Genomic DNA, 16,012 nt, shown 5'->3' on the forward strand with positions numbered 1-16,012 from the left:
TAAAAAAGAGTCAGAGAGACGCAGGAAATGCTTTTTTTAATCCAGAGCATCCAGATTAAAGGCTTCGCACATCGTGAGATCGGATCCATTGCCCGCCGGAAGCTGGGCTGCCAGGTTCCGCAGAGCGGTGCGCAGACCTTCCTCCAGTACCGGATGATAAAATGGCATGCGCAACAATTCGCGCACCGACAGCGAACGATCAATTGCCAGCGCCAACAGGTGCGCCATATGCTCGCCATCTGGGGCGCACATCTCAGCCCCGAGCAAGCGACCACTGTCAGCGTGCGCATACAATCGCAGCATTCCTTTATTGCGCTGCCCAAGGCGGGCGCGTCCTTGATTGCTGAATGTAATTTCACCGATCAGGGTCGTACCGCTGTCCAATACATCATATCGACTGCCGACGATTGCAATGTTCGGATCAGAAAACACAATGGCTAACGGGGTGCGGCGCGAAAAGCATATCGGGATTGAGCGTGTTGCGTTGATGCCGGCAATATGCCCTTCATCAGCGGCTTCGTGTAAGAGCGCTGTTCGGGCATTGGCATCGCCCGCCATGAATATTCGAAGATCGGCCACCTGCATGGTAGTAGGATTGATGGGCGGCATGCCATGATCATCGAGGGTGATGCCCAATGCCTCCAAGCCAAGATCGCTGATATTGGGACGTCTGCCCAAGGCGGCGAGCACGCTATCAACGATGACTTCGGTACCGCCTGCGCGAACATGGATTTTGCCATTCTTCTCGGTCAATTCGGCTTTTTCTCCCAGATATATCGGCCATTCCTGACTCAGTGACGCTGTCGCAACGGCGTTGACATGGGGATCGGTCAAGCCGGCAATGCGGGGACTGCGGCCGAATCCCACGACGTCAATACCCAATCTGGACAGCGCTTGAGCCATCTCTACGCCAATCGGACCCATGCCTACTACCGCCATTCGCGGAGCAAAATTATCCTGCTCGAATAACGTGTCCGTGGTCAGGATATGTTGTTTAAAGGGATGCCAGGCTTCAGGTATGACCGGACTCGACCCGGTGGCAATGATGATGTTGCGCGCGCACAATTCTTGTCCATTGACCTCGACCCGGTTTGGCGCGATCAACCGCGCTCGACCGGAAATGGCGCGTTTGCCCAAATCGGTCGTGACCTTGGTCGTGCCGGCTACGAATTCATCCCGCAATCGCCGCACGCGATGCAAAACGTCGGCAATATTGATTTCCAGCGAACCTGATCCGTGGATCCCAAATTCCGGAAAAGCCGTGCGGCGATGAAAGGCATTCGCCGCTTCGATGAGTGCCTTGGAAGGCATGCAGCCGACTCGTGCACATACCGTGCCCCACGGACCATCATTGACAATCAGAAAATCCTCGGTGCGCTTCCTCACTTCCCGGAGAGCAGCGAGTCCAGCGGTTCCGGCACCAATGATGATAACGTCCAGTATCTTGCCCATGATCGTTTTCTTCACAAAGAATGGAACAATTCCAGCCCCTCACGGATCAATGAACACCCGTCCAAAAATTGAGATTCACTCATCTCGTTCTTCTTCGGGTCTCATAGAAGCACGCGCGGAGGTATATATCGAACTGATCGTATTAAAGGTATTCAGCGCATCCATCAGCATCTGGGTAATAGGGACATTACCCTGTGCAGCAGAATCTTTCCCCTGCCCATGACGCTGGGACGTTTTCAGCTTCATCAGTTCTCCGATGATGAAGCCCATTCCTCCCGCCAACAGTAAACTTGACGGTGCAATCATCTGTTGTTGGGTTTTCTGGAGAAGGACTCCGGCACAACTTTTCACGTTCTCGCGGCATTCAAGGACTTGCGCCTCGGTTTCCCGGATCTGGGCCGATAACGATTTGAAGGCCCTTTCCGATGAATCATAGGATGGCATTACGGTTTCTCCCTATTCGACAGCTGTTCTTGTTTAGGCTGAAGACTGCGAACAGTCGCTGGAAAACGCAAATAATAACTTTTACTGCGTATTACGATCATCAATATCAGCACCATCAACGCATTGATCAGCACAGCCAGCAAAATGAGTTTGATCTCATCCGTGACGAGGTCGTAATATTTCAACGTCAGCATCGCAGCCGCCACGAGCCCTAACCAAACGACGCTGAGCAGAATCGCGATCAATACTCCCGCAATGATCATTGCCACCAAACTGAGACCCGCCCGCTGCGCTTCCAACGCAAACAGCCGAAAGCTCACATGCCGCAACTCAGCGAGCTCATGCCATAACAACCGTGCATCATCCAATAACCCAATCTCCTTCTCAGGAGGATGACTATCAGCCTGCATTGAGGCTTCGCGTGGGGGAGAATTGGGATCCATCATTCAACGACTATATCGCAGTCCGCTCAAAAAATGCAAAATTGTTGCCTACGGATCAATGGGCTATTTTCCACAGATATCGGCACAGCAAAGTGAATGATCCGTTCGTAGACCATAGTAGCGATCAAGACTCTCCACAAATCGTTGTTGTTATGCATTTCATCGTAGCAGACGCACTCAAATCGGTAATTTGATTATCCAACGTTCATCAAATATAACCAATGCACGAGGTTGAATTAACGGTTACTCAACAATCTACTGAGCAAGAATCCTATTCCTACGGCGATACTTATCGATGTCAGCGGGTTTTCCCGCACATACTCGCACCCTTGATTGAGCAACCGCTCCTCGGCGCTGATCAATTGATCTCTTTTTTCAACCAATCTTTCGCTCACTTGATGGGTAGCCTCGGTCGCTCTGTCGATCACTTCATGCGCCGCTCCGTTAAACTGATCGCCTTTTTCCGCCAGTGTGTCGGCAACTTGATGGGTCGCGTTAGTCGCTTTGTTAACCGCGTCATGCGCCATACCGGATACTTTATCTACCGTTGAAGCTTTATTTGCATTTTCCATGATTTTCTCCATTGATCCGTGATTTTTGAACCGCTCCGCCAGATCGATTCAATGACTTATTTCCTGGTCATATGAACATTTTAACGGTCGCTATTATTAAACCATTTGCTCAATATAAAACCGACGCCTACTGCAATGCCTACCGACGTCAGTGGATTATCGCGGATGTATTTGCTGGTTTCCTTCAGCAATCGTTGTTCGGCGCTTCTCAACTGATCACTTTTCTCAACAATCGTGTCGGCAGCCTGATGGGTGGCTTTGGTGGTTTTATCCATGGCTTCTTGAGCAAGATCAGATACGGTTTCGACAACTTTATTCACATTTTTCATCGTCATTTTCTCCTGTTTGAAGGGTGGTTTGATGCACAGCCAGAATATACTTTATTTCAATACATACTGTCGGTTTTCGTGCGCCTTTGGCCTTTTTGAATGCGGGCCATGACGCAGCGAACAGCTTGATACCCCTATGAAATAAACATTTATTCAATTTTATGAGAAACTTGCTGGCATTCAGAAGCGATCTTACCGGTGAAATCTTTGACAGTCTGTTCGGTCACTCACTTCTGGCTTTGGTTCTCTGTCCTGTCTATCGGGGTGGAATATATCCTTGCTCATCTGAAAAGATGATTTCTACGCGCCGGTTCAGTTGCCGACCTTCCGCATTATCGTTGCTCGCAACCGGATAATTTTCGCCATATCCTCTGGTCTCGATACGAGCCGGATTGACGCCGCTATCGATCAGCGTTTGCCGGGCGGCGTTGGCGCGGCGCTCTGACAATGCCTGATTGTAATGGTGACTGCCGGTGCTATCCGTGTGACCCTCGATCAGCACTCTTTGCTGGGAATATTGCCTCAAAAAATCAGCTACTTTTTGAACAGTACGGATTCCTCCGGGCTCCAACTGGGACATATTGGTGCGAAACAATACATCATCCAGCGTAACCATCAAGCCGCGCGCCGTTTTCTTCGCATTCAATTCTGCCAGTTCCCGTTGTTGCTGATCAATCAGCATTTGACTGGCAATTACCTGCTGTTTGGCTTCATCAACTTCAGCGCTTCGAGCTGCCAATAATACTTGATCGCGTTTTGCCTTTGCCTCGGCAATTTGCGATTCGGTACTTTTTGCTTTTGCAGTCTCGCGTGCAATGGCGATCTGTTGATTGGCTAAATAGGCCAAATGATTGACTGCCTCATCTTCTTTACGTTCTTTCAACGCATGATCCGCTTTCTCCAGATAATTGCTGGCTTCCTGCAGTTCCAGCGCAGCCATACTGGTTACCTGTGGATCTGTGCGGACTGTATTGTAATTATTATGAGCTTCTGTCAGCGCTGCATTCTGGGGAATCGAAGTGCACGCAGAGACAAAGATCACTAATCCGATGTTCAAAGAAAGATATTTATTATTCTTCATCATGGGCTCCATTGACGATTACGGAATCTGCCGTTCTAATTCATTGCGCAGCACGCTGCGGTCATCTTGTAAGGCATCTACCGCCTTTTGCGCCTTGGCTGAACGCGCCATGACTCTTGCCAGTTTGGCGTCAAGCTGTGCCTGTTCCGCCAGGCGCCTGGCGCGCAGATACTCTTTGTCAGCCATTGCACGTTCGGCTGCCGTCATCTTATCCATTGCCGATTTAAGTTGCAGCGGCGCAGCTTCATTGCCTCCGCCGTTCAATGCGTTGTCGATTTCAGTTTTGGAAACCGCCATTTGTTCCGTCGGCGCTGGAACACTTGCACAACCGGCCATGACAGATACCAGTATCAATATATAAGTCATCAACCCCGCTCGATGTCTCGAAGCAGGATCAAAACAGTTCTTCATTATTTTATCCATTGGATTGTCTCCATGCGGTTACTCAAGAGCAGATCAATCAAGCTGTTTTATAAACTAAACAATCAATCTCATTCTGCAGTGCCTCAACAATTAAATGCTTTATTTCAAGGAGAAACAGTTCGCTAGCGTACATAGAAGAGGTTGAGCCTCTGAGTTGATTTCAATTCGGAGCTGGGCGTAGTCATCAATGATTCTGAAAACAACGATCTTGCTCAATACAGATCAAGAAACTGCTGCTGAAATGCTCTACAGCATCCCGTAGATAAAGCGATGCGATGCGATACGAAACGAAACGAAACGAAACGAAAGGATAATGCAACGATGTGAAGCTGAAATCCCCGTCATTCACCGCCGCGGATCAGATAAAATTCCTCAAAGGCTGACCGTACCGAACTTGAACGGCAGGGTGATGAATAGAGACATGCCCCGAAAGGAGCCGTGATGGATTAATTGAGTAGTGTCTGGGTGATTTCACTGGGCAGCTTCGGGGAGGTAGCCAGCCTTTCCTTCACGCGATTCCAGGCGGTTTCAAATGCATCCTGTGCGGCTTGGTCCGTCGCCGCTTCAGATGAATCACAGGAAATAAGATGACGATGACATTCATCAATACGCTGCAACGACTCTTCATAAAGTGCGGCATCCAGACCATCCAAAGAGTAGGAACATAGCAGCGAGAATTCTTGCGTCCGTGCCAAATCGGCCCATGACGATTCCAATTGCATTGCGGTAATGGATTGCTTTTCTTTCCACACCCTATCGATCATCCCACAAAAGACGTGAATCTGATCGAATTGTGACCGCGACACTTGCAGTAAGGTGATGATGCGATCCTGAAAAGCACGTTCGTCAAGCACGCCATTCATCTGCAAGCTTGAAAGCAACAATTCTGCGTCGAAGCATCTGATTTGACCCATATTTCTCATGGCTTTGACATCCAAACCCAGCACATCGATATTCGACATGAGTGCTCTGCGCAAAGCAGGCCGAGCCAGAACGATCACCGCTTCACCCTTCATCAGGCCTCCCTGAATGTAACGGGTAACAACTTCTTCTTGAGAAATATCGTTGTCACATACTTGAACTTTGTGGTTACCGACAGGGTCAGTCAAATGCCAGACCCGGCTTATCATGTTCATCGCAGACTCTCCATGTGATCATTTCATGGAATCATTCATGAGTTGACGTGAATGCCGCACTCACGTTTCTCATCCGCTTTCGCAGGATCGAAATAATCCCATTCATTGGGTAAATCATGTTGTTTCATATAGGCTTCCATCTCAGCGTCAGTCCAATAGAAGACCGGACTAATTTTGAGCGTCCCATACGTCTTATCTTCCGACAGAATGTCCAATCCCGCGCGAAACTCGTTTTGCACTTTGCGCAGCGATGTAAACCAGATGGCTGGAGCCAGCTCCTCCATACCACGCTGAAATGGCTCAAGCTTCATTACGGCACTGAACCGCTTCAATTCGGCTTCATCCTCAATAGTGGGAATAGCACCATAAACAGCGTCGTGATGCGCAGCGGTCATTCTGGGCGAATATAGTTTGAGGTTGAGGCGAAGGCGATCACGAAGTTTTTGCGCATACCGATACGTCGCAGGCCGATTGTATCCGTGGTCCACCCACAGCACCGACATATCCGGTTGCACTTGAGTACACAAATGCAGGACAACTGCTTCAAAAGGACGAAAATTCGTCGTCACCAAAGCATGCCCGTTGCCTCGCGCAACTCCCCACTGCACTATCTCAAGTGCAGATTTATTACGCAACTGCACATTGTCAGCTACGATATCAGCATTATTCATTTTTTGTTATCCATGATCAGATTTTTTAGACAAAAGCGATGTCGAATTTTTATACTACACGCCGTGAAGAAAAATACTTCAGAAAAGTGATGAATAAATATTCATCAATCTTCATATTTGTAATTCAAAATTGGATGTTCCCTCATAATTAAAAATTCCTTAACATGACATCAAGGAGAAAAAATGTCTACACTCGTCACTCACTTGGCACCCGATTTTACTAAACCTGCCGTTCTACCCAATGGCAATTTTGATGAAAATTTCAATTTTCATGACCATATTCGTGATAAGTATGCGGTATTGTTTTTTTATCCGCTCGATTTCACTTTTGTCTGCCCCTCCGAAATCATTGCGCATTCGCATCGTGCCAAAGATTTTCAGCAAAGAAATGTAGAAGTCATCGGTGTATCCGTCGACTCCCATTTTACTCATTTTGCTTGGCGTAACACACCCATTACGCAAGGAGGGATAGGCCCGATCGATATCACATTGGTATCGGATCTGGGTGGCGAAGTCATGCATGCATATGGCGTCGGTCATCCGAACCATGTCGCATTGCGCGGCTCGTTCTTGATCGATAGAAAAGGCATCGTGCGCCACCAGGTCGTCAATGATCTGCCGCTGGGTCGGGATGTCGATGAGATGTTACGCATGGTTGATGCACTGCAGTTTTTCGAGGAACGCGGCGAGGTTTGTCCCGCAGGCTGGAAACATGGCGACCCAGGCATGAAAGCAAGCCCCGAGGGCGTTGCAGAATACCTCAGTCACCATGCCGAAAAATTATAATTCACACATAGAAGCGAGATTCCCTGAGGCATTCACGAAAGCGACAGGGGGCGCTCGCGGTTTGAATATGCGGCAATAATGTAACTGTTTCTCATCAGGATTAATTTCAACTGACTGCTCATCAAGAAGCCCTTAATTCTTGATGAGCTAAGTCATAACAAGATGATATATCAAACACTTAAGGATACCGATGTCGGCACCATCTAAATTGTCATCCCGTAGTAAATTCCAAATTGGATTGTTGATGGCTATTTTCAGCTCGTTCCTGGCGTTTGGAATGTTGTATCGCGCCAGTTCTCAAGGCGATTTTGCTGATACGTATCCCAAGGGGTTTCGCGGCGGTGCCTGCACTGTCGAAACAGATTCCTTGACGATTGGTTACTCGGGATATTATCTTCCTGACGACTATGAAGCTCCCAGCAATACCATCCGATCTCCGTTCATGCCCGTTCAATGCGGAAAAATCCCCGAACCTGGCACGATCAATATTTCAATCGATTTGTTGTATCCGGAATCGGCGCGAGATACCCCGCTTGCACTGCGTTTAGTCAAAGTGGAGTCCAATGAAAAAGAAACTTCCAAAGAATCCGAAGTTTTTTCCCTTCCTGCCAAGCCTCATCAATCGGGAGTCATTACACAGTCGATCAAGCTGAGCGAAGTGGGTCAATATTTTCTGTATCTGGACGGAACGCATGCGGACAATAGCCGCGTTCAGGTCAAAGTTCCGCTGAACGTTGGTCTGGAGTGGAGAGATCATCTCAGAAAACTTTTTTCCACCTTCATGAAGAACCATTAGATACCCAACAACCAGCTCCTCAAGTAAAACGCCGATTACTTCGGTGAACGAATGGAAGCGATAGGCTAGAAAGTGAGTATTGCTCACCAATGCAATACGCTGGCACAGTCAATCAATCCGAGTTTCCTTGACGCACATCCATAATGAATGAATAGATTGAGCTATTTCTTAAATATCCCTCCTCAAATGCCGCTATTACCTCTGTAAAAGATAAGGAGTATTTCTATGGATGTTACAGGTATAGCAAATGTAGCGACAGCAATGTCTGAAGCCAGTACCAATCAGGCAGTCAGTGTTGCTGTCTTAAAGAAGGCAATGGATGTGAGCGCTGCAGGCGCACTCGCATTGATCGAAGCGATTCCCGATGCTCAGTCCGTACAAAGGTTGCCTTCGCACCTCGGGCAGAATATCAATACTACTGCTTAGTTTTTACATTTTCTCCGTTGAAACAGCGCTATGGAAATAGCGCTGTTTTTTTATCAATAAGAAATCTCTGCAGCATGAAACGATAAACAAAAATCCTGACCAACCCTCAGAAGCGTGCATTACTTTTCCTCATTGTCTCCCGATAAGTTGACATTCCCCCTTTTCGGTTCAAAAAATATCAATGCATAGTTAGTCCTGAACGATTATATTTTCAGGCGTAAGCGAGTGTAAGGCGATAGCTGGCCTCATCATCATTCATTAATGGCCCATGCAATTGCATGAGAATGAAGGCGAGAAGAAGCCTCCCGCTTCCTCAGAATCATCCGTAAGTTGTATCCCAACCGCAGAGGATGGCATGCAAAACGTCGCCTTTGTGCCTTGCGGATGGAAGAACTGTTCAGTGCGCCACTGCATTGGGGCTTTGTGATTCTGGGCTGGGCAGGCCTGTTTTCAGGTGGAATTGCAGCACAGATCATCACCCGTTATTCGAACCTGACAGACGTCATCTGGAATAACCAAAGCAAAGAAATCTCAATAACCGGATTATTCCTTAATCCGGCCTGTGGCGCTTGACCAGGGAACCAAAAACAAGCAGTCATACTCATTAGAGAAGCTTTGAAAAAGTAGCGAGCAAAAGTCAAGTGAGAACGGAATCGGGGTGAAGAACCGCGATTTCAAATCAATCAGCATTTCGAGTTTCATTTCCACGCAACGCGACTGAGCGTAGACGTTTTTTAGAGCTTCTTTAGAACATCGTTCACCAAGGCAGGAGATTTTTTATATGATTAAGAAACTAATAAACACATGGACTTTAGCAGCCCTGGCTTCCATTTCACTGTATTCGGGTTTGGTCGCTGCGCACGGTAAAGTGACGCTGGAAGCGGATGTATGTGTACGCAATATATCAGGCAGCATGGTGCATTTGAGTACTTATCAGCCTCAATATGACCCGGAAGCGGAATATTGCACTGAAATTCCCAAAGAAGGTGAAACTGTCTGGGTGCTGGATCTTGTTGATCAGGCATTGCGCGATATGCCGATCGGCATCAAGATCGTCAGAGGTAGCGGTCAAGCTTTAAGCGATACCGTTGCATCGTTATATTCCACCAATCATGCCGACGGCATCATTAAAGGAGAATTTAATCTCGACGAAGGTCAATATACGTTGTTTGTAACTGGCGAAGGGGTTCCGCCTTTGCAATATGAATATCCTATACGAATTCAAATGACCAATTACACAGAAATGGTTTTCAAAGCAATACCGTATCTGATCACTTTTTTGCTGTTGGCGTTAATCACGGATAAATTCCTCAAGCGGCGGCAAGCGCAACAATAACGTCATCAGAATTAAAAGAACTTCACATCATTCTGCAACATATATAATCACGACAGCGGCGGTCTACACTAACCTCCGCTGTAATCATTACCGAGGGGGCGGTGGCGGGGGATTACCGGGTGGAGGGGGAGGCGGCACAAAATCCGCTGCAGGTGGAGTAGTTCTTCTGCCACTGTTGTTTGATGGGCCATTTATGATTTTGCCATTGATGGGAACGCGATGCCCCTTGGCATACATGCATTGAACATAGCTGTTGTCGTACCGTTCTTGATTAGCATAACCCGATGCCGTGGCAGTGCTGGATCCCATCAAGCTACCTATCAATAATCCCAAGCCCGCACCAATGGCTGCACCTTCGCCACCTCCAAGCGCAGCACCCGCAGCAGCACCCAGTCCAGTTCCAACCACTGCGCCCTCAACACCACTCGCTCGCGAGGCCTGCCGCGGCGAACTGCCGCTGAGTTGCTCATGCGCGTATTGACGGCACTCTGATTCATCAGACCGAAACTGATCAAAGCTCATATTTGAACCCGGCAAAGTCATTACGCTCGGGCCCGACGGTAAATGCACGCATGCTGCGAGCGACCCGGCCCCCACTAAAATAAATAAGTTTCTAAGTTTTCTCATCAGCTTGCCTTTGCATTCTATTGTGCCGTTGATTGGGGAGCTACTGGTATCCATCCATTTGAGCAATCCCGAACATCCGGATAATAACCTTCAGGGTTTAAGCAATAGTACCAATAACCGGTTGGAGGCAGAGCCATCCTGGATTGTTCCTGCTGAATATAAACGGGCGGCGTGATCGGCACCACGACTGGCGGCGGTGGACGGTAATACGGCGTATTCCAGAACGGTGAAGAATATCCTCCATAAAACCCTGGCCCATAAAATCCCGGACCGTACCATAAGCCAGGTCCACCGATGCTGATCCCAAAATCGAAATGGCGATGGCGATGATGACCATGTCCACCCCGGGCCCAGGCAATATCAGCACTTATCACCATGAATGCCAGCGCTAACCCACCTGCTGTTTTCCAGTCGATCATTCTGAAACTGACTAGCTCATCAAAAAAATATCTCATCATTTTTGGTTATTCAAATAACTTACATTGATAACACTCAGCGGCTTACATCCAACCTGTCTCTTTTCCGGGAATTGTAGAGATTGAATACTGAATAAACGCTGAATGCAGCGCAACCATGCATCTGTTCCAGACAATCGGAGCGAAGCCTGATGTTTTCTTCAAGTAAACACGAACTGCAACCGTAAAAACAATAAATTCTGAAGAGAAAATAATGGCCATACCCCCCCAAAAAACGATTCCCCGAAAATCCAATCACGATGCTGCTATTGCCACAAACAAGACTAAAATGCGGCATTCGACAGGTTTTCGATGGAAATCCCTGATCTTTTCGCTCTTTGCCTGGACGATGGTCGCGTTATCTCTGCTCGCTGCCTTCGATGAGGAAATGTTGTGGAATTATTTTCGCCAATCTCGTAGCGTGCCAACACAAACCATCGCTGCAACTGCGCCAAGCCTGTGCGAACCGTTACCACCTCATGGATCCGCATTCATCATGGATCCCTCCGTGATGAATCGCACCGATGTACGCTATTCGGGCCTGGAAATCCAAAATGACTTTAACTATCCCCTAGCCGTAATTCTTTCGAATCCTGGAAGTTCGAGGCCATCGCTCGCTCTGTTTATTTTTCCTGACCAGGCCCTTCAAGTCAGTGTCCCAATCGGTCAGTATGACATGCAATTACTGATCGGCTCAAAATGGTGCAATTTGATTGCTGGCTTCTCGGATGGCGCACACGTTTCCGTATCGGAAAAGGTGGCTATCATTCCCGGCGTAACCTCTCAGATGCAATTTTACGGCGCCGGGCTGGATCCCATTCAATTGGCGTTGGCTTACCGCCACATCAACCTCTCTGAACAGGAAAAAAACGGCTCATCCGAAATCATTGCCCCGGGAAAACTTGAACTCAAACAAACAACGAACGGGCATTATTTCAGCACAGGTGCCATCAATGGATCTGAAGTGGTGTTCATGATTGATACAGGCGCCACCTTCGTGGCCATCTCGGCTGAGATGGCAGTCCGGGCAGGCATACAAAAATGCACCCCGCATTTCGTGATTACCGCAAATGACCGGGTGCAAGGATGCGCCGCAACAGCCGCAGAAATCACCTTTGGCCCATTCAAACTCACGAATGTGACCGTGAGCATACTGCCCGGTATGCCGGGCGATGCGCTGCTGGGAATGAATGTTCTCCGGAATTTTCACATTGAGCAGATCGATAACCTGATGCGAATTTCTTCGCGGTAGAAGGGTTTCCGATCCATTGTTTGGTTTCTTGAACGCCATGCAAATCGAGGCACGGATGCTTGCTGTCTTTCTGAAGCCCGGCAGAAAACCAAAAAATTCCTCGAGCCGAGAACAGAAATAAGTTAATTTCAAATCTTCAAGTAAGATCTTAAAACAGCAGTATGGATGGCCAGCAAGGCACATTCAGGCAATAAATCTCGGTTTCCAGAGATTTCGCTTTGAGCAACATTTTAACGCAGCAGACTTAAGCGCAGGAGTTCTCAGCGCATTAACGCGCATCGTCCGATCCATTTCTGAGCACTTGTGGCACGGCCGCCTTCAGATAATAAAACATCGACCACAACGTCAGCACAGCAGCGATATAGATCAGCCATGTGCCAATCTGTTGAGAATTAAAGTATTCACCGATATTTTCATGGTACAGCAGCAGAGGGATCGCGATCATTTGAGAGGAGGTCTTGATTTTACCGAGAAAAGACACCGCGACGCTTTTGGATTGTCCGATTTGCGCCATCCATTCACGCAATGCCGACACCGTAATCTCCCGTCCGATAATGATTAACGCAATCGGTGCATCCAGCCGACCCAGATATACCAACACAATCAACGCCGCAGACACCATCAATTTGTCAGCCACGGGATCCAGAAATGCACCGAATGCGGAAGCTTGATCGAGAACGCGTGCCAAATAACCGTCCAGCCAATCCGTTACTGCAGCGCCTGTGAAAATGAGCGTGGCGACCAGATTCTGATTGACGGGAGAAAGCCAGTCATGCGGAAGATAGTAGATTCCGACAAATAACGGGATGGCCAGAATACGGAGCCACGTCAATAGATTGGGTAGATTGTAAGGCATACGATAGTCGATAAAAATGGAAAGATGAATCTAAGGAAGCTCTGAAAACGACCACTCTCGGCCATGTTGCCCTTTTCAGCGTTTGCTCAATGCAATTCTTTATAAATCTTTTCCGCCAAATTCCTGCTGATCCCTTCGGTTTGTTGCAATTCTTCTATGCTTGCCGTCAGTACGCCTTTCAATCCGCCGAACCGCCCCAATAAACGTTGCCTGCGTTTTGGGCCGACGCCGCTGATATCTTCCAGGCTGGAGCTGGTACGTGTTTTCGCGCGCTTGCCCCGATGCCCCTGGATGGCAAAACGATGCGCCTCATCGCGGATCTGCTGGATCAAATGCAGCGCCGCATGTTCACTCGGCAATTGTAACGGCTTTTCGAAAGCTGGAGAAATCAATTGTTCCAGCCCGGGTTTGCGCCCTTCGCCTTTCGCCACTCCCAACAGCTTGGCTTCGGAAATGCCGAGTTCCTGCAATGCTTCCTGCGCTGCCGTGACTTGCCCTTTGCCGCCATCGATCAGGATCAGATCCGGCAATTGACCTTCGCCGCTGACCACTTTCTGATAACGCCGGGTCAGTGCCTCACGCATCGCGGCATAGTCATCGCCCGGCGTAATTCCTTCGATATTGTAGCGGCGGTATTCATTGTTGCGCATCGAAAAATTGTCATACACCACGCACGAAGCCACAGTCGCCTCGCCGAGCGTATGGCTGATATCGAAACATTCGATGCGGCTCAGACCGGGCATGTGCAATACCTGTTGCAGCGCCAATAGGCGTTTTTCCTGGCTGGCCTGACGGCTCAGCAGTTGTTTCAGCGCCTGTTGTGCGTTTTCGGTCGCCATCGTCAGCCAGGCGCGTTTTTCGGCCACTGGATTGGACTGAATCGTAATTTTGTGTCCGCACTGAGCAGCCAGCAGTTGCTGAAAGGCTTCGCGCTTGATTTTTTCGCCGACGATGATCAAGGGTGGCGCGCTGCGGTTCAAATAATGCTGCGCCAGAAACGCTTCGACCACATCCGCTGCAGTGCAATCGTCGGCATTCTGTGGAAAGAAACTCTTGTCTCCCAGATGTCGCCCTCCCCTGACCATGGCCAGATTGACGCAGACTTTCCCCGATCCACCCTCCATCAGCGCGCACGCAATGACATCGGCATCCAGCGCCTTGCCGCTGTCGACGAACTGTTTTTCACGGATTTTGCGCAGTGCTTGAATCTGATCGCGCAGTGCTGCAGCTTGTTCGTATTCCATCCGCTCCGAAGCTTGCTGCATTTTCGCTTCGATGACGGCCATCACCTCAGTCTGCTTGCCCTGCAGGAATAACTCAGCATTCTGAACATCATTCTGATAGTCTTGCTGATCGATTTGCCGGATGCACGGCCCGCTGCAACGCTTGATCTGGAACAATAAGCACGGCCGGGTACGATTATGAAACACGCTGTCCTCACACGTGCGCAACCGGAATATCTTCTGCAATAACTGAATGCTTTCCCGCACGATGCCGGCATTCGGATAAGGCCCAAAGTACTGGTGCGTTTTATCCAGCACGCCGCGGTAAAACCCCAAGCGGGGAAATTCGTGCCCGCTCAGGATGACGTACGGATAGGATTTGTCATCCCGGAACAGGATGTTGTAACGCGGCTTCAGGCTCTTGATCAGATTATTTTCCAGCAACAACGCCTCGGCTTCTGAGCGGGTTACGGTAGTCTCGATGTTCGCCACTTGCGACACCATCAATTGAGTTCTCGGCCCAAGATGAGTCTTCTGGAAATAGGAAGAAACGCGCTTTCTGAGGCTGACTGCTTTGCCGACGTAGATCACTTCACCGGCAGTGTTCATCATACGATAAACACCCGGTTGCAGCGGTAAATGAGTGCAGAATTCCTTGGGATTGAAGCCAGCGTTCGACAACGGACTTAGCCCTCTCCGTCCAGCAATTTGCCTGCGACTGCCCAATTCTCATCAGGAATTTCATCAAAACTGATATACGTATACGATCTGGGTTTCTTGGCAATGCGCTCCAGCGTATCGGTCAGTTCCTCGGCAATCTGTTTTTTCTGTTCACGCGTTAATGTTCCGGCCACACGGATATTCACATACGGCATACAAGTCTCCTTGGAAATTTAATGGTTAGGGCTCGATATCGGCAATGATGCGAGTAAATACCTGCTCGAACATCGCCGTCGTCAAGCGCTTGGTTTGTGTATTGTAGCGGCTGCAGTGGTAGCTGTCATAAAGTCTCAGACCATCGCCGGCCGGCAAATCATGCACGGCACCATGAGCGAAAGGATAGTTCTTCATTTTCAGTTGCAAACCCATCAATACTGCTTGATGCGCAACGGTTCCGAGTGCGAGCACTGCCGCGCCGTCATGCTCAGCGAACAGTTTCAATTCGGCTGCCAGATACTGATTGCATTGCTTTATTTCCTGCGGTGTCGGCTTGTTTTCCGGCGGCAAGCATTTTACCGCATTGGTGATGCGGCAACCGATGAGCCGCAGATCGTCATCGGCGGCAATCGATTCCGGCTGCGTTGAAAAACCGAACTTATGCAATGTCTGATACAGTAAAATTCCTGCATAATCGCCGGTAAATGGACGTCCTGTGCGGTTCGCGCCATGCATGCCCGGGGCGAGACCGACAATCAACAGCTTAGGCCAATTTTCGCCAAACGCGCTGACCGGACGAGCATGGTAACTGGGATGTTGCGTTCGCACGGATTGCAAAAAACCGGCCAGGCGCTGGCACTGCTGGCAATCCAGCACATCCGGGACACGGCAGGAATGCAGTACAGAATCTTTTGTCATAGGTGAAGTGAATTCATTGATGATGGTTGTTTCATTGAAAATATGGCTCTGCATAACTTCCGGGGACTTTCTCACATGCGCCACTGCAATTCAACGCCTTTCCGCAGCGTAATCCATGCGCTGAAATGC

Annotated in this window: 21 protein-coding genes; 6 read left to right on the forward strand and 15 right to left on the reverse strand. The window is 48.9% G+C overall.

Annotated features, from left to right (window positions below; genetic code table 11):
• Nucleotides 1–36: 36 nt before the first annotated feature.
• The 9 genes from ABF87_RS06420 to ABF87_RS06460 all read right to left on the reverse strand — a co-directional run bounded on the left by ABF87_RS06420 (nucleotide 37) and on the right by ABF87_RS06460 (nucleotide 6,551).
• Nucleotides 37–1,452 carry a dihydrolipoyl dehydrogenase gene (locus ABF87_RS06420; protein WP_160828354.1) on the reverse strand — a complete coding sequence of 472 codons (1,416 nt, stop codon included), beginning with the start codon at nucleotides 1,450–1,452 and terminating at the stop codon, nucleotides 37–39.
• Nucleotides 1,453–1,527: 75 nt separating this feature from the next.
• Nucleotides 1,528–1,896 (reverse strand): hypothetical protein, encoded by a 369-nt coding sequence (locus ABF87_RS06425; RefSeq protein WP_160828312.1) that lies wholly within the window; start codon nucleotides 1,894–1,896, stop codon nucleotides 1,528–1,530.
• Nucleotides 1,896–2,342, reverse strand: coding sequence for a phage holin family protein (locus ABF87_RS06430; protein WP_160828313.1), 447 nt, complete (start codon nucleotides 2,340–2,342; stop codon nucleotides 1,896–1,898). Before ABF87_RS06430 ends, ABF87_RS06425 begins: the two co-directional genes overlap by 1 nt.
• Nucleotides 2,343–2,575: 233 nt before the next feature.
• Nucleotides 2,576–2,911 carry a DUF883 family protein gene (locus tag ABF87_RS06435; protein WP_205012664.1) on the reverse strand — a complete coding sequence of 112 codons (336 nt, stop codon included), beginning with the start codon at nucleotides 2,909–2,911 and terminating at the stop codon, nucleotides 2,576–2,578.
• Nucleotides 2,912–2,991: 80 nt separating this feature from the next.
• Nucleotides 2,992–3,246: a DUF883 family protein gene (locus tag ABF87_RS06440; RefSeq protein ID WP_205012665.1), complete on the reverse strand. Its 255-nt coding sequence runs from the start codon at nucleotides 3,244–3,246 to the stop codon at nucleotides 2,992–2,994.
• Between the two features lie 250 nt (nucleotides 3,247–3,496).
• Nucleotides 3,497–4,324, reverse strand: coding sequence for an OmpA family protein (locus ABF87_RS06445; protein ID WP_160828314.1), 828 nt, complete (start codon nucleotides 4,322–4,324; stop codon nucleotides 3,497–3,499).
• A 15-nt stretch (nucleotides 4,325–4,339) separates the two neighbouring features.
• The gene (locus ABF87_RS06450) at nucleotides 4,340–4,744 is read right to left on the reverse strand and encodes a DUF4398 domain-containing protein (protein WP_205012666.1); all 405 of its coding nucleotides are present in this window, start codon (nucleotides 4,742–4,744) and stop codon (nucleotides 4,340–4,342) included.
• Between the two features lie 446 nt (nucleotides 4,745–5,190).
• Nucleotides 5,191–5,880, reverse strand: a complete 690-nt coding sequence (locus tag ABF87_RS06455; RefSeq protein WP_160828315.1) for an MEDS domain-containing protein — start codon at nucleotides 5,878–5,880, stop codon at nucleotides 5,191–5,193.
• Between the two features lie 35 nt (nucleotides 5,881–5,915).
• Complete coding sequence (locus ABF87_RS06460; protein ID WP_160828316.1) at nucleotides 5,916–6,551, reverse strand: phosphoadenosine phosphosulfate reductase family protein; 636 nt, start codon at nucleotides 6,549–6,551, stop codon at nucleotides 5,916–5,918.
• Between the two features lie 183 nt (nucleotides 6,552–6,734).
• On the opposite strand from ABF87_RS06460, the gene ABF87_RS06465 reads away from it, so the two are divergent.
• From ABF87_RS06465 to ABF87_RS06485, 5 genes are all read left to right on the forward strand, one after another.
• A complete protein-coding gene (locus tag ABF87_RS06465; RefSeq protein WP_160828317.1) occupies nucleotides 6,735–7,337 on the forward strand; it encodes a peroxiredoxin in 603 nt (200 codons plus the stop codon).
• 244 nt (nucleotides 7,338–7,581) lie between these two features.
• A complete protein-coding gene (locus tag ABF87_RS06470; RefSeq protein WP_240143561.1) occupies nucleotides 7,582–8,133 on the forward strand; it encodes a hypothetical protein in 552 nt (183 codons plus the stop codon).
• Between the two features lie 225 nt (nucleotides 8,134–8,358).
• Nucleotides 8,359–8,559 carry a YjfB family protein gene (locus tag ABF87_RS06475; RefSeq protein WP_160828319.1) on the forward strand — a complete coding sequence of 67 codons (201 nt, stop codon included), beginning with the start codon at nucleotides 8,359–8,361 and terminating at the stop codon, nucleotides 8,557–8,559.
• Between the two features lie 384 nt (nucleotides 8,560–8,943).
• A complete protein-coding gene (locus tag ABF87_RS06480) occupies nucleotides 8,944–9,132 on the forward strand; it encodes a methane monooxygenase/ammonia monooxygenase subunit C (RefSeq protein ID WP_240143562.1) in 189 nt (62 codons plus the stop codon).
• 208 nt (nucleotides 9,133–9,340) lie between these two features.
• Nucleotides 9,341–9,895 carry a hypothetical protein gene (locus ABF87_RS06485; RefSeq protein ID WP_160828320.1) on the forward strand — a complete coding sequence of 185 codons (555 nt, stop codon included), beginning with the start codon at nucleotides 9,341–9,343 and terminating at the stop codon, nucleotides 9,893–9,895.
• Nucleotides 9,896–9,982: 87 nt separating this feature from the next.
• On the opposite strand, the gene ABF87_RS06490 is transcribed toward ABF87_RS06485, so the two are convergent.
• Together ABF87_RS06490 and ABF87_RS06495 are read right to left on the reverse strand one after the other, a co-directional pair.
• A complete protein-coding gene (locus ABF87_RS06490; RefSeq protein ID WP_160828321.1) occupies nucleotides 9,983–10,522 on the reverse strand; it encodes a glycine zipper family protein in 540 nt (179 codons plus the stop codon).
• 17 nt (nucleotides 10,523–10,539) lie between these two features.
• On the reverse strand, nucleotides 10,540–10,980 hold the full coding sequence (locus ABF87_RS06495; protein WP_240143563.1) for a hypothetical protein: 441 nt from the start codon (nucleotides 10,978–10,980) through the stop codon (nucleotides 10,540–10,542).
• Nucleotides 10,981–11,191: 211 nt separating this feature from the next.
• Between ABF87_RS06495 and ABF87_RS06500 the strand changes: the two genes are divergently transcribed.
• The gene (locus tag ABF87_RS06500; RefSeq protein ID WP_160828322.1) at nucleotides 11,192–12,229 is read left to right on the forward strand and encodes a retropepsin-like aspartic protease; all 1,038 of its coding nucleotides are present in this window, start codon (nucleotides 11,192–11,194) and stop codon (nucleotides 12,227–12,229) included.
• Nucleotides 12,230–12,497: 268 nt separating this feature from the next.
• Here the strand turns inward: ABF87_RS06500 and pgsA are convergent, their stop codons facing one another.
• The 4 genes from pgsA to ABF87_RS06520 form a co-directional block, all read right to left on the reverse strand.
• Nucleotides 12,498–13,085: a CDP-diacylglycerol--glycerol-3-phosphate 3-phosphatidyltransferase gene (gene pgsA, locus ABF87_RS06505; protein ID WP_160828323.1), complete on the reverse strand. Its 588-nt coding sequence runs from the start codon at nucleotides 13,083–13,085 to the stop codon at nucleotides 12,498–12,500.
• A gap of 86 nt (nucleotides 13,086–13,171) precedes the next feature.
• The gene (uvrC, locus tag ABF87_RS06510) at nucleotides 13,172–14,989 is read right to left on the reverse strand and encodes an excinuclease ABC subunit UvrC (RefSeq protein ID WP_160828324.1); all 1,818 of its coding nucleotides are present in this window, start codon (nucleotides 14,987–14,989) and stop codon (nucleotides 13,172–13,174) included.
• A gap of 5 nt (nucleotides 14,990–14,994) precedes the next feature.
• Nucleotides 14,995–15,183 (reverse strand): 4-oxalocrotonate tautomerase family protein, encoded by a 189-nt coding sequence (locus ABF87_RS06515; protein WP_160828325.1) that lies wholly within the window; start codon nucleotides 15,181–15,183, stop codon nucleotides 14,995–14,997.
• A gap of 25 nt (nucleotides 15,184–15,208) precedes the next feature.
• The gene (locus ABF87_RS06520) at nucleotides 15,209–15,883 is read right to left on the reverse strand and encodes a uracil-DNA glycosylase (protein WP_160828326.1); all 675 of its coding nucleotides are present in this window, start codon (nucleotides 15,881–15,883) and stop codon (nucleotides 15,209–15,211) included.
• Nucleotides 15,884–16,012 lie beyond the last annotated feature (129 nt).

It is taken from the genome of Nitrosomonas sp. JL21, assembly GCF_009833095.1.
Lineage (GTDB): Bacteria > Pseudomonadota > Gammaproteobacteria > Burkholderiales > Nitrosomonadaceae > Nitrosomonas.